The sequence below is a fragment of the Nocardia sp. NPDC051030 genome, from assembly GCF_040683015.1.
In the GTDB taxonomy this organism is placed as follows: Bacteria; Actinomycetota; Actinomycetes; order Mycobacteriales; family Mycobacteriaceae; genus Nocardia.
On the sequence record NZ_JBFBCD010000010.1, the window covers coordinates 72,525 to 85,834 of the forward strand.

Consider the following 13,310-nt stretch of genomic DNA (forward strand, 5'->3'; position numbering starts at 1 on the left):
CTCAGACGTGACGAGAACGACACTCACCGCGTTTCCCGTGGTCACCGGTCGACGGTTTTACCATTCGAAAACCTTCGCAATACCAACGAAAGGGCAAATGTCCGAATTTCCCTTCCCCCAACGTTCTTCGAGCACATATCGACTCGGCGTGGGTGAAATATCGTCTCGCTCACGGGGTCCGATTCCCAGAGTCCAGGTGTAACCTGATCTGGCTGGTCGCACGAGTCGAGAAAGAGGGCAGGGCCATGGTCGGTCTGCGTATGCCACAGCGGAATTCCACCAATGGTGTGCACCCGTATCGATCGGTCGGCGCCAAACCGGCGACCCCGCATCGCCCCAGACTCGAATTCTTCAATCTGGCCGAGCTGTCCTGGACCGACTACCACGGCTACCTGCATCAGGTGGAGCATATGCATGCCGAACCGTGGGGCCTGTACATGGAGCGGATCGTGGACAATCCGCGCTTCCGCTACATCGAGTCCTGGATGCTGCCGGAGCTCTCGCTGCGGGTGACCGTGTATCACCAACGGCCGGGCCATGATCGGGGCCAGACCTACTACCTGGATATCGGCGATTACGGGCCGGTCGGCCCGAAGAAGTGGCGCGCCGAAGGCCACTATGTGCACGTGGTGGCCCGCCCGGGCCAGGTGCCCGAACTGCTCGGCATCGACGAACTGCTGGCCGCCCACGCGGCCGGGCACTTCGATTCGGTGCGCACCCAGACGGCCATCGCCCGCGCCGCCGCGGTGGTGGACGGCATCGCGGGTTGTGGTCACGATGTGGATCGCTGGCTCGCGGCGCAGGGTGTCGCGCTGAGCTGGCTGTAATCACCGATCCGATACAAAGAAGACCGCTCGGTCCGTATTCACAACGGGCCGAGCGGCTTTCGTTCAGGACTTCTCCGGCACTGTCCGTCCTCCGACTACCCGGACAGGCTCGGGATCAGCCCACCGAGGCCGCCGCCGCACCCCGCGCTGCCGGAGTTGCTCGCCGCGGCCACCTGCACGGTGATCGAATCGCTGATCAGGATCTGCCGCGCTTCCAGCTTGTGCGCGCCGACCGAGTCCGGGGTCCACTTGATGGTGACCTTATTGCTCAGCAATGACGGCGAGACCGGACTGCCCGGCAGGTCCTTGCCATTGTCGGTGAACTTCACGGTGGAGAGCCGGTCGACCTCGACCGAGGCGGTCACGGTGTAGGAGCAGCCGACCTTGTGGTCCTTATCGGATACCTCGAGGTTGCCGACCCAGGCGCCGGCCGTCGGTGCGGCCATGACCATGGCCCCGGCGAGCGCGCCGAAGGTCGTGAGCCCCATACCAACCCGGCGGACCCGGGTCTTCTGTACGTTCATGCAGGTACTTCCCTTTGCTCTGCTACCCATTCGCATCGATGGGTAGCCGCGACAGTAGCGAAACGCATGTGCTTCAGATTGCGTTTTCGGTAAATCCGCCCCGCCGCGGGCCCCCGCCCCCGCAACCTGTGGGCGACTCCTCACGCCCTCCGCTGGACGACTGCCGCCCGACACGCGATGCTGAGAGACATGACCCAGGCGCCCGCGGTGGACCTGCACCGACCGAAGGTGGAGTACTTCAACGTCGACGAGCTCACCAATATCGATCCCAAGGGCTTCGTCCGGCAGGTGGAGCGATACCAGGTCGAGCCGTGGGGGCTGTATATGGCCAGGACTTCGGACCATCCGGAGTTCCACTACATCGAATCCTGGCTGCTGCCAAGCCTGTCCATCCGCGCCACGGTCTTCCACTTCACCCCGGCACACCTGCGCGATCAGGACTATTACATCGACATCGGCGAATACGCCCAGGTCGGACCCAAGAAGTGGAAGTCGGTCGATCACTACCTGGACCTGGTGGTGCGCAGCGGGCGCGAGGTCGAGTTACTCGATGTGGACGAACTCCTCGCCGCCCACGCCGCCGGGTACCTGGAACTGTCCGAGGCACAGCAGGCCATCGAGACCGCCACCGCGACCATCGATGGAATCGCCGCGCACGGACACAGTTTCGAAAGCTGGATGGCCGCACACGACATCAAGCTGACCTGGATGTAGCGGCTGCGACTTCGGCATAGCGAAGGGCCGCCCACACCCGATCGGTGTGGGCGGCCCTTCGAGTGCGGCGGGCTACTCCCCCGGCGTGACGATCACATTCGCGGGGCGGCCGGGATCGGCATTCGCATGCAGGCGCTCGCCGGGCGCGAGGTTCACCCCGGCGTCGCCCGTGACCTGCGGAAAACCAATGTTCGCCAAGCGCTCTCGGAGCGAATCGGCCACCGCGGCGTCCGCGACGGTGATCCGGATGTCGACCACATCGGCGGCGGGCTTGCCCGGCACCGAGGTGGGGCCGACGTGCTCGATGCGCCGGGCATCGGCGGCGCACGCCACGGCCAGGCGGGCAATGATCCGCTGCGCCTGGACCGGCCAGTCCGGATTCGCCTCGACCACCGGCAATTCCGGCCGCGCGGCGGGCGTGCCGGTGCGCAGATTGTGTTCGAAGGGGATGACGCGCTCATCCCAGAGCCGGTGTACCTCGGCGTCGATCGCGCCGCCCGCGCCATTGTTGTCGAGCAGCACATCGGCGACGGCACGCCGCTGCGCGTCGGTCGCCTGCGCGGCGATCCGGGCGCGCGCGTCCGCCTCATCGATGCCGCGGTGTTCCACCAGGCGGCGCACCCGGGTCTCCTCGGCGGCATCCACGATGACCACGAGGTTCATGAATGCCGCGAGGCCGTTCTCGACCAGCAGCGGAATGTCCTGCACCACAATGCCATCGGCGGGCGCGCCCGTGATGAGTTCATTGGCGCGCTTGCCGACCAGCGGATGGGTAATGCCATTGAGGGTGGCGCGGGCCTCGTCACTGGCGAAGGCCTTGGCCGCGAGGATGGGCCGGTCCAGGCTGCCGTCAGCGGCCAGAATGTCATCGCCGAAGGCGGCGACCAGGGCGGCCAGGCCCTCGGTGCCGGGGGCGACCACTTCGCGGGCGATCACGTCGCTGTCCACCAGCACCGCGCCACGTTCGACGAAAATGCGGGCCACGGTGGACTTGCCCGCACCCATCCCACCAGTGAGACCGATTCGCAACATTTGACCAGTCTCGCATCCGGGCGCGCACACCGCGTTTGCGGGACTCCGCGCGGGCTCAGCGCCCCGACCTCGTGAATCACTATCCGGCACTGCGGAATAGCGATAGAGCCGATTACCCATTCCCTCATGCAATTGCACTCGCAATGGCCGGACTTACTCATTCCGTGATATCGACGAGACCAACTCGCAACTTTTTCCGGCGTTTACCGACCGTATGTCGGCAACATTCCGACACGCCGGGGCGAATGTCGCGCAAAATACGGCATCGCACACTTTTGTTCGGCTAAGGTTCGCGCCGAGGCGCTCCAAGGCCGGTAAAACGCAAGAGAAGGAACACCATTGGGCACCAGAAACATCCAGACGGGTCGCCACCGTCTGGGACTGCCGGGCACGATGCACTGCATCCTGATCCCCGCAGTCGCGGCAGCGCTCGCCGAGCACCGTCGTCCGTGGCTCGCCACCCTGTTGAACCCCGCGCGCCACAGCTTCGCCGCCATGCGAAAACGCACCGCGTCGGCGACAGCCCCGCAGTGGGTACCGGCTACCGCCGCCTGACCACATTCGTCACCGCCACCCAGATCCGATCGGACTGGGTCGTTGTCATGTGTTCACCCGGGGCCGTTGGTTCGAATACGGCCCCGGGACTCAGGCTCTCGGCAAATTCTCAGACCACGCCGCTGGGGCGGCGACGCGTACCCGGCTCCTGGGTCGGCATGGAATTCGACGGCACCGGATAGGACACACCGGAATTCGCCATACCCAGAATGGCATTCGGCCCGCATTGCGCCATGGCCGCGGCGACCTTCCGATCCGCCGGTGCGAAGGCGGGTTTCGCGGCATCGGGCCGGGATCCGAAGTCGAAGGCCGAGGTCATATCGCCGGTGGTCTGCCGACGCCACGCGGTCAGGTTGGGCACGTCCACCCCGAAGCGACGCTCCAGTAGTCGCAGCTGCGAGGTGTGGTCGAAGGTCTCCGAGGCGACCAGTCCGCCGCGGCTGTAGGGCGAGATCACCAGGCCGGGAACGCGATAGCCGAGACCGATGGGTCCGGCGATGCCCTCGGATTTCGACACCCGATTCAAGGGGACCGTCACGAACTCGCCGGGCGTACCGGGCGGGGCGGTCGGTGGCGTCACGTGATCGAAGAAGCCGCCGTTCTCGTCGTAGCTGACGATGAGCGCGGTCTTCTCCCACACCGCCGGATTCGAGGTCAGGATGTCCAGGACCTGCATGATGCCGACCGCGCCCAGTGCGGGCGGCAGCGCCGGATGCTCGCAGTTGAACAGCGGCGGAATCACCCACGACACGGCGGGCAGCGTTCCGGCGGCCACATCCGCGGCGAAGTCGCTCGGGTAGACGGGAGCCTTTCCGCGCCGGGCCAATTCGGAATTCGGGTCGGCGGCCTGCTTGAAGCAGCCCATCATGCCGTCCAGGATCACCGAGGAGAGCGGGCCCATATCGCGATTGTTGTAGATCTTCCAGCTCACGCCCGCATCGGAGAGATTCTCCGGCATGGTCCGCCAGCTGTAGGCGTTCTGCGGAATGAGCGCCGGAGTCTCCAGCAGCGGACCACCATTCAGCCCATCCGGATCGATGGTGGCCGAAACCCAGTACAGGCGATTGGGATCCGTGGGACCGAGCACCGAACAGTGGTAGTTATCGCACAGGGTGAAGGCGTCGGCCAGGTCGTGATGCACCGGAATGTCGGCACGGGTGTAATAGCCCATGGCCGCAGGGCCGTTCGCCGCGCCGACCGAAGCGATCGACATGGGCATCCAGCCGTCGTTCGCGCCGTTGTTCCACGCCTTGTGCATACCGGCCCAGGTGTGGTCCGGGTCGTTGATGCATTCGCCGTCGAGGGTCGCGCCGAGCTCGGTGTCCAGCCGGAACGGGTTGATGAAGCCGTCCGGGGTCGGCCCGATGCCGGGCGCGTATCCGTACTGATTCCACGCCGGTGACGGATCATCGAAACCCCGTACGCCGGAAAGGGTTCCGAAGTAGTGGTCGAAGGACCGGTTCTCCTGCATGAGCAGCACGAAGTGCTCGATATCGCCGAGTCCGCCCATGCCCGCCGGGTCCGCGGCGTACGCCCGTTCGATGATCGGATTGGCCCAGGCGGCCATGGCGCCCACGCCACCGGCGGCCATCGCCTTCGCCAGGAAATCTCGTCTGTTCAAACCGGCGAAAACGCCCATAACCCGGAAACGCCCTTCATCGTATGCGAAACGTTAGCGTGCCAAATCATGTCACGGCCGCCGGAACCCCTGCATCAAACCTTCGTATGATGACCAGTCAGCAAACGATCCGTAACCGCCGTGAAAACCCGTCGGCGGACGTCCATCACACCGTTGCCGCGGCCCGCTCGCGCTCACGCGCCGCCAGCACTCCGGCATCCAGCGATCGGTCCATGGCGATCAATTCCTGAACCTCGGCCCCGTGCCGTTCCAGGAATTCCGCCCGCGCCGGACCCCGCCGGAAGGTGATGAACGCCTTGCTCGAATGCAGCTGCCACATATGCCAGAACAGGTACGGCACGGTCAGCGCGAAGTTGACCCCGCCCCAGATCAACCAGACCCGCTCATTGAACCAGCCGTCCGACGGCATCACCTTCGGGAAGAAGTTGTAGATGCCGATACACAGCATGAGCACCGGCAGCGTGTAGATGCGCGCCATGATGTACAGCTCGGGCCGCCCCTTGACCAGCGGATAGATCTCGGCCACGGCCAGAATGCAGATACTGGCCGCGAAGTGCTCCTCCTGCGGCGGGTAGCCACCGAAGGTGAAGCACAGGTTCCAGGTGGTGTAGAGGAAGTTCCACGCCGCGGTCGTATACGCCACCAATTCCGCATTGCGCCCGGTCATCTCCCAGAAGCGCGGGCTGTACGGAATGGTCAGGCATAGCCCGAGCCCGACCGCGGCATTCCACGAGTTCCCGATCTGCGCGTCACGCAGGGTGGCCTCGGTGATATTGAGGAACAGGATGGCGTAGGGGAACCAGAGGAACCTCGGATTGCGCAGCAGGGTCCACACCTTGCCCTGGCGTTCGGGTTCGGACGCCGCGATCCGCATGGCGCCCACGACGGTCAGCGGAATCAGCACCGACAGGATCTTGGCCCAGGAGAACCAGTTGATCAGCCCGATATCGCGGCCCGGGCCCCAGATCCACAGCGGGAAGGTGAGAATCGACAGCCCCCACACCCACATGGACGGCCGCGGATGCTTACGCATGTAGTCCACGATCAGCCACAGGACCGCGCAGAACACGGCCATGGATACCGCCGTCACCCAGGTGAAGGGAGCCGGATTTCCCGAAACCGCCTCGGAGGCCGCCATGATCATGGTGCTCAGCGTGGCATAGAAAAGACCCCCGAGTCCGTAAGGACTCGGGGGTCTTTTTCAGTCGCTTATCGCGTACTCAGCGAATCAGGCGTTGCCCGACAGCTTCTCGCGAAGGGCAGCCAGCTGCGCGTCGCTCGCGAGCGAGCCACCGGCCGACTCGGAGGTCGACGAGGTGGAGCTGCTGGTAGCGGTCGCCTGCGCGCCGGTCTCCGAGGAGTAGTTCTGCGGTCCGCCATTGGCGGCCTCAGCGGCGGCGTCGGCCGCCATCTTCTCCATCTGAGCGGTGTGCATCTTGTGGCGACGCTCGGCCTCGGCGTACCGGGACTCCCACTCCTCGCGGACCTTGTCCGAACCCTCGAGCCATTCGTTGGTCTCGGGATCGAAGCCCTCGGGGAAGATGTAGTTGCCCTGGTCGTCGTAGCTGTCGGCCATGCCGTACTTCGACGGGTCGAACTCGGCGTTGTAGTCCTCGTTCGCCTGCTTCAGCGAGAGCGAGATACGACGACGCTCCAGGTCGATGTCGATGACCTTGACCATGGCGTCGTCGCCGACGGCCACAACCTGGTCCGGGACCTCGACGTGGCGCTCGGCCAGCTCGGAGATGTGGACCAGGCCCTCGATCCCCTCTTCGACGCGCACGAAGGCACCGAAGGGGACCAGCTTGGTGACCTTGCCCGGGACGATCTGTCCGATCGCGTGGGTCCGGGCGAACTGACGCCACGGGTCTTCCTGGGTCGCCTTGAGCGACAGGGAGACACGCTCGCGGTCCAGATCGACGTCGAGGACCTCGACGGTGACCTCGTTGCCGACCTCGACAACCTCGGACGGGTGATCGATGTGCTTCCAGGACAGCTCGGAGACGTGCACCAGGCCGTCGACGCCACCCAGGTCCACGAAGGCACCGAAGTTGACGATGGAGGACACGACGCCCTTGCGGACCTGGCCCTTCTGGAGCTGGTGCAGGAACTCGGAGCGGACCTCGGACTGGGTCTGCTCGAGCCAGGCGCGACGCGACAGGACCACGTTGTTGCGGTTCTTGTCGAGCTCGATGATCTTGGCCTCGATCTCCTTGCCGACGTACGGCTGGAGGTCGCGGACACGGCGCATCTCGACCAGCGATGCCGGGAGGAAGCCGCGCAGACCGATGTCCAGGATCAGGCCGCCCTTGACGACCTCGATGACGGTGCCCTTGACGGCCTCGTCCTTCTCCTTGAGCTCCTCGATGGTGCCCCACGCACGCTCGTACTGAGCCCGCTTCTTCGACAGGATCAGACGGCCTTCTTTGTCCTCCTTGGTGAGAACGAGGGCCTCGACCTCATCGCCCACGGAAACGACCTCGGACGGGTCGACATCGTGCTTGATGGAGAGTTCACGGGAGGGGATGACGCCTTCGGTCTTGTAACCGATGTCGAGAAGGACCTCGTCACGATCGACCTTGACGATGGTGCCTTCGACGATATCGCCGTCGTTGAAGTACTTGATCGTCTTGTCGATAGCGGCGAGGAAGTCCTCGGCAGAGCCAATATCGTTGATGGCTACCTGCGGCGAGGTCACGGTGGTGGGCATATGTTGGGAGGCTCCGGACGGATTGTGGTCGGTAGTGGACATGTGGGCTTTCGGTATTGCTGCGAACACACAGCGATGGAACTAACGTTGGCGTCTTAGCAAGGACATGCACTGCACATCGCTGCGGCGGAGCACAACGCTGCACTCAAAGCATGCGGACTCACAGCACGATTGTCTGCTCTACGCGGCTCGCAGTGAAACCGAGTACAGAAGACACTCGCGGAAAACAGCGTACGCGACATGCGTTGTACCAAGCAAACAAGGGTCCCCTGTAGCGGGTCGATAGGGTGAGGCCATGTCCGAAGATCACTCCGCCGCCCCCGATGATACTCGCCACGCCGAGGCGAACGCACTGCTCGGAACGGCGGGAGTGACTCGCGCCAAGGTTGATTCGGAATCCAGTCAGCGCGCCAGCCGGCGCTGGTGGGATGCCGACGCCACCGCCTACCACGAGACCCACGCGGACTTCCTGGGCGTGGACTCCCCCGCCGGTGAATTCGTCTGGTGCCCGGAGGGCTTGCACGAGGGCGACTGGCAACTGCTCGGCGATATCACCGGCAAACGCATTCTGGAGATCGGCTGCGGCTCGGCACCCTGCTCCCGGTGGCTCGCCGCGCACGGCGCGCACCCGGTCGGACTGGACATCTCGCGGCAGATGCTCGATCGCGGCATCGCGGCCATGGAGGCGGGCGGGCCCCGAGTGCCGCTGGTCCAGGCGGGCGCGGAGTACCTGCCGTTCGGCGACGAGACCTTTGATCTCGCCTGCTCCGCTTTCGGTGGCGTGCCGTTCGTGGCCGACTCCGCACAGGTGATGCGCGAGGTCGCCCGCGTCCTGAAGCCCGGCGGCCGCTGGGTCTTCTCGGTGAACCACCCGATGCGCTGGATCTTCCCCGACGATCCCGGCCCCGAGGGCCTGCGCGCCACCATCCCTTACTTCGACCGCACCCCTTATGTGGAGTACGACACCGAAGGCGAGCCCACCTACGTCGAACACCACCGCACCATCGGCGACCGGGTTCGCGAAATCGTCGGCGCGGGACTGATTCTCACCGACATCATCGAACCCGACTGGCCGGAGTGGCTGGACCGCGAATGGGGCCAGTGGAGCCCGCTGCGCGGCGAGATCTTCCCGGGCACAGCCATCTTCGTTACGGAGAAGCCTGCCTGAGACACGAACGTGCCGCGGTCCAACGTGGACCGCGGCACGGGTACTGATCTAGTTGGTTTTGGGTTCGCGGCCCGCGTTCTTCAGGGCCACCCGCAGTGCGTATTCGATTTGTGCGTTGATACTTCGCAGGTCGTCGGCTGCCCACTTCGCGATGGCGTCGTGGACGACCGGGTCCAGGCGTAGCAGCACCTTCTTGGGCTCGCGTTTTGCGGCGCACATCAGGCGTAGAGGGAGCCGGTGTTCACGATGGGCTGGATGGCGCGGTCACCGCACAGCACCACGAGCAGGTTGGAAACCATTGCCGCCTTGCGCTCCTCATCGAGTTCGACCATGCCCTGTTCGGCGAGTCGATCGAGGGCGAGACCGACCATACCCACCGCGCCTTCCACGATCCGGCTGCGGGCGGCGACCACCTGGGAGGCCTGCTGGCGGACCAGCATGGCCTGGGCGATCTCCGGCGCGTAGGCCAGGTGGGTGATGCGGGCCTCGATGATGTCGATACCGGCCAGCAAGGTGCGCTCACGCAGTTCGACGGTCAGTTCGCTCGCCACCTCCGCGCCATTGCGCAGGCTGGTGCCCTCGTTGTCGTCGGACTGGTAGGGGTGGGTGGTGGCCAGGTGCCGGACGGCGGTCTCGGCCTGGGTTTGCACGAAACCCTCGTAGTCGTCGACGGCGAAGGCGGCCTTGTAGCTGTCGACCACGCGGTAGACGACGACGGCCGCGATCTCGACCGGATTGCCGTCGGAGTCATTGACCTTCAGCTTCTGGGTCTCGAAGTTCCGCACCCGCAGCGAGATGCTGCGACGGCTGCTGAACGGGGTGATCCAGTGGAATCCGGCCTCACTCACCGAGCCGGTGTACCGGCCGAAGAACTGCACCACCTTGGCCTGGTTCGGGTTCACCACGATGAATCCGGTCAGCACCACGATGGCGGCCAGGATGCCGAGGATGAGCAGGACCACCCCCGCCGGTGAGCCATTGCCGCCGTCGCCGTTCTCGGCGTTCCCGATGAGGGCGAGGCCGACGACGCACAGCACCCCCAAAAGTACGAGCACGCCCAACATGAGAAAGCCGTTCAGCCGGAAGGCTCTGCGCAACTCCATGACACTCTCCTAGTATCGAAGTGATATCACGACGATAGCGCGGATCGGCACGCGTGCCAAGGGGGCGGACCCCGGCATCACGGCGCGATGCGCGCGATCGGCGTCGGCTGTGGCATAGTTGGGCGTTGAGAACGGGCTTTCCATCAGGAATGTGCCCGGCTCACTACAGAAAAGAAGTTGTTTACAGCATGGCTCAAGGCAGTGTGAAGTGGTTCAACGGTGAAAAGGGCTTCGGCTTCATTGCGCAGGACGGCGGCGGTCCCGACGTTTTCGTGCATTACTCGGCCGTAAGCGGCGCGGGTTACAAGTCCCTCGACGAGGGTCAGCGTGTCGAGTTCCAGGTGGAGCAGGGCCAGAAGGGCCCCCAGGCCCAGGACGTCCGCGCCATCTGATTCCGCGCGATCTTCTGTGAAGAGCTTCGCACCGATGTCGGTGCGAAGCTCTTTTTCTGTTTTCTGACCTCAGGTGATAGCCAGCAGCGGCGAGGTCACAACGCCCAGGTGAGGTCTCCCGTCCGGATGCGCCCGGCGATCCCGCCGAGCCAGGCGACGTCGTGCCGCAGACGCGACAGCAGGTTGTCGAGCGCGTTCTGAGACACATTTCGGAGTCTGGCCAGCAATTAGTCGTATACGGCTACTCGTACAGAATTAGCCGTATACGACTAACTGGAGGTGTCATGATCTTCGGAATCTGGCCAGGTGTCGTCGCGGCGGACCTCATCGCACTGCGGCCCCTCGAGGTTCCGCCGGAGGACCCGACCGCCACGCTGGCGGCGCTGCGCGATCTACAGGGCGATGCGAGGCGGTTCTATGTGCGCTGTTACCGGCACTTCGGCCGGGGCGTACCTGAGAACGCGGGCATCGTGCCGACCCCGCCGAACCCCGAGTTATATTGCGGTGAAGGACGTCTCATCGACCTGGTGGCCTGCTATCAGAGCCCGGTAGCTGATCCGGACGGCTTCGCGCGGTTCGTCCGCGAGGCAGTCCGGGAGGTCGCGGCGTGGGGTGGCGGCAAGGTGCAGGTGGGCGAGGAACTCAATATGCCCGCACCCCTGGATGGTGGCAGCCCGGGCTGTTTCGAGGCCGTGGCGGCCGGACTCGCCGCCGCCTTCGACGAACGCGAGCGGCTCGGCGTGGATGTGGAGATCGGCGTGAACTCGGCGGGCCTGGCCGACCTCGCCTTCTGGGAACGGCTGGCGGACACCGTCGGCGCGGACCGGCTCGCGGCGGTCGACTACGTCGGATTGGACGCATTCCCGGACGTGTTCCGTCGCATTCCGCACGAGCAGCTCGCCGGTTCCGTCACCTATCTGATCGAGCATTTCCGCACTGTGACAAGCAAAGTCGGCGTTCCGGAGAGCACACCCATACATATCACCGAGACCGGATGGCCGACCGACTCCGAACGCGACGAGGCGACCCAGCGCCATGTTCTGGAAACCGTTGCGGAGGCCGTCCTCGCCTCCGGGGTCGGCGTGACGGCCTACGAATTCTTCGGGCTGCGTGACGGACGCAGCGATGCCACCTGGACCAGCCGGTTCGGGCTGCTGCGCGATGATTACACGCCCAAGCCCGCTTATCACGCCGTCCGTGAGCTGATCGCGCGCCGATCCGGGCAGTGAGCGCGAGGGTCGCACGCACTGCCCGGATCGGCGGTCTCATATCAGAGGGGCCGGATATTGCGGTTGTGGCGGAACAGGTTTCGCGGGTCGTACTCGGCCTTGAGCGCGGCCAGCCGGTCATAGGTTCCGTCGTCGTAGATCGCCTTGGTCTGCGCCTCGTCGGCGAAGTCGCCGCCGCCGTAGAGGAAGTTCGGATTGTGGCCGATCGTCCACGGCGACAAGGTCTTCTGGATCTGCGACAGCCGCTCCCGCACGGCCTCCGGGGTGCCACCGCCGGGCATGGAGATCGCGCGGGCCACATACTCGGCCTCCCGGTGATCGACCGAGATACCGGCCGGGCCACGCCGCCGCAGCGCACCGCCGAGGTGCCGGAACCCGGCGACGACCGGCAGCCCCGAATCGGGACCGGTGGCCTCGAGGAAGGCGTCGGTGGCATCGGCGGGCAGTTCGGTCAGCAGGACATTGGTGGCGGTGTAGGCGTGCGGGGTCGGCGGATCGCGGTGGATGGCATGGCTTTCCAGGTACGGCATGACCCGCAGATCATCGGCCAGCCGGGGGCCGACCTCGCGCAGCGGTGCGACCAGGCGTTCGCCCTCCTCCGCCGAACCGGTGAAGGCGAGGCTGATGGTGGCGACGTACTTGCCGCGCATGGCCTCGGGCATCTGCGGGATATCGGGGAAGCTCAGCATGCCGATGGCCGAGGTGAGTTGCTCCGGCACATCGGCGGTCCACAGCCGCCACGCTTCGAGTGCCCGCGGCACCAGCGCGCCCTCGAATTGCAACTGACCGCCGTACACCGTGGTGACCGGGATCAGGTCGATTTCCAGCGCGGTGACCACGCCGAAATTGCCGCCGGTGCCCAGCACCGCGCCGAACAGTTCGTCGCCCGGCTTCAGGTGCCGCAGCCGACCGTCGGCGGTCACGATATCGATGGCGCGCACATGTTCTGCGGCATAACCGTATTCGCGGGCCAGCAGGCCGATGCCGCCGCCCAGGGTGTAGCCGATCACGCCGACCGAGTTCGAGGAGCCGTTCAGCGGGGCGAGACCATGTTCGACGGCCGCCTCGATGAGCGCGCCCGCCTGGACTCCGGCGGCCACACGGGCGGTGCGGGCCTGCGCGTCGATCCGAATGTCGGTCATGCGGCGGGTATTGATGAGCACACCGCCGTCGGCGGCCACCGAGAGGCCGTGCCCGGTGGCCTGCACGGCGACCGGAAGACCGTGGCGCGCCGCGTATTCCACGGTGGCGCGCACATCCTCGGCGTGTACCGCGCCGACGATGACGGCGGGCTGATGAGTGTAACCCGTTTGGTAGCCCGCGATTTCGGCGTCGTATCCGGTGTCACCGGGCTGGAAGACCGGGCCGGTGGTGGCGGGCAGTTCGGTGATCGCTGTCTTCGTCATGACTATAACTC

General features: G+C 65.4%; 13 protein-coding genes and 1 pseudogene. 6 read left to right on the forward strand and 8 right to left on the reverse strand.

Translation table 11 applies throughout. The annotated features are described in order from the left end of the window. Nucleotides 1-245: 245 nt before the first annotated feature. Entirely contained in the window at nucleotides 246-827 is a 582-nt protein-coding gene (locus tag AB0N05_RS30635; RefSeq protein ID WP_364700284.1) for a DUF402 domain-containing protein, read from the forward strand. Between the two features lie 95 nt (nucleotides 828-922). On the opposite strand, the gene AB0N05_RS30640 is transcribed toward AB0N05_RS30635, so the two are convergent. Further along, nucleotides 923-1,351, reverse strand: a complete 429-nt coding sequence (locus AB0N05_RS30640; RefSeq protein WP_364700286.1) for a hypothetical protein — start codon at nucleotides 1,349-1,351, stop codon at nucleotides 923-925. 189 nt (nucleotides 1,352-1,540) lie between these two features. Between AB0N05_RS30640 and AB0N05_RS30645 the strand changes: the two genes are divergently transcribed. Continuing rightward, the gene (locus AB0N05_RS30645; protein ID WP_364700288.1) at nucleotides 1,541-2,065 is read left to right on the forward strand and encodes a DUF402 domain-containing protein; all 525 of its coding nucleotides are present in this window, start codon (nucleotides 1,541-1,543) and stop codon (nucleotides 2,063-2,065) included. A gap of 93 nt (nucleotides 2,066-2,158) precedes the next feature. On the opposite strand, the pseudogene coaE reads toward AB0N05_RS30645, so the two are convergent. Next, nucleotides 2,159-3,097 (reverse strand): annotated as a pseudogene (gene coaE / locus AB0N05_RS30650) (dephospho-CoA kinase); the annotation flags it as partial. 339 nt (nucleotides 3,098-3,436) lie between these two features. Here coaE and AB0N05_RS30655 point away from each other — a divergent pair. Continuing rightward, nucleotides 3,437-3,652, forward strand: a complete 216-nt coding sequence (locus AB0N05_RS30655; protein WP_364700921.1) for a hypothetical protein — start codon at nucleotides 3,437-3,439, stop codon at nucleotides 3,650-3,652. Nucleotides 3,653-3,761: 109 nt separating this feature from the next. On the opposite strand, the gene AB0N05_RS30660 is transcribed toward AB0N05_RS30655, so the two are convergent. The 3 genes from AB0N05_RS30660 to rpsA all read right to left on the reverse strand — a co-directional run bounded on the left by AB0N05_RS30660 (nucleotide 3,762) and on the right by rpsA (nucleotide 8,001). After that, nucleotides 3,762-5,291, reverse strand: coding sequence for an alkaline phosphatase family protein (locus AB0N05_RS30660; protein WP_364700290.1), 1,530 nt, complete (start codon nucleotides 5,289-5,291; stop codon nucleotides 3,762-3,764). A gap of 145 nt (nucleotides 5,292-5,436) precedes the next feature. Further along, nucleotides 5,437-6,435, reverse strand: a complete 999-nt coding sequence (locus AB0N05_RS30665) for a hypothetical protein (RefSeq protein ID WP_364700292.1) — start codon at nucleotides 6,433-6,435, stop codon at nucleotides 5,437-5,439. An 84-nt stretch (nucleotides 6,436-6,519) separates the two neighbouring features. Then, a complete protein-coding gene (gene rpsA, locus AB0N05_RS30670; protein WP_364700868.1) occupies nucleotides 6,520-8,001 on the reverse strand; it encodes a 30S ribosomal protein S1 in 1,482 nt (493 codons plus the stop codon). A gap of 295 nt (nucleotides 8,002-8,296) precedes the next feature. Between rpsA and AB0N05_RS30675 the strand changes: the two genes are divergently transcribed. Beyond that, complete coding sequence (locus tag AB0N05_RS30675; protein WP_364700294.1) at nucleotides 8,297-9,169, forward strand: class I SAM-dependent methyltransferase; 873 nt, start codon at nucleotides 8,297-8,299, stop codon at nucleotides 9,167-9,169. Nucleotides 9,170-9,217: 48 nt separating this feature from the next. On the opposite strand, the gene AB0N05_RS30680 is transcribed toward AB0N05_RS30675, so the two are convergent. After that, a complete protein-coding gene (locus tag AB0N05_RS30680; RefSeq protein WP_364700296.1) occupies nucleotides 9,218-9,388 on the reverse strand; it encodes a hypothetical protein in 171 nt (56 codons plus the stop codon). Further along, nucleotides 9,388-10,272, reverse strand: coding sequence for an SPFH domain-containing protein (locus tag AB0N05_RS30685; protein ID WP_364700298.1), 885 nt, complete (start codon nucleotides 10,270-10,272; stop codon nucleotides 9,388-9,390). Before AB0N05_RS30685 ends, AB0N05_RS30680 begins: the two co-directional genes overlap by 1 nt. Nucleotides 10,273-10,460: 188 nt before the next feature. Here AB0N05_RS30685 and AB0N05_RS30690 point away from each other — a divergent pair, with 188 nt between their 5' ends. Continuing rightward, nucleotides 10,461-10,664, forward strand: coding sequence for a cold-shock protein (locus AB0N05_RS30690; protein WP_364700300.1), 204 nt, complete (start codon nucleotides 10,461-10,463; stop codon nucleotides 10,662-10,664). 284 nt (nucleotides 10,665-10,948) lie between these two features. Then, nucleotides 10,949-11,893: a hypothetical protein gene (locus AB0N05_RS30695; protein WP_364700302.1), complete on the forward strand. Its 945-nt coding sequence runs from the start codon at nucleotides 10,949-10,951 to the stop codon at nucleotides 11,891-11,893. 41 nt (nucleotides 11,894-11,934) lie between these two features. Here the strand turns inward: AB0N05_RS30695 and AB0N05_RS30700 are convergent, their stop codons facing one another. Beyond that, on the reverse strand, nucleotides 11,935-13,299 hold the full coding sequence (locus AB0N05_RS30700; RefSeq protein WP_364700304.1) for an FAD-binding oxidoreductase: 1,365 nt from the start codon (nucleotides 13,297-13,299) through the stop codon (nucleotides 11,935-11,937). Between the last annotated feature and the right edge of the window lie 11 nt (nucleotides 13,300-13,310).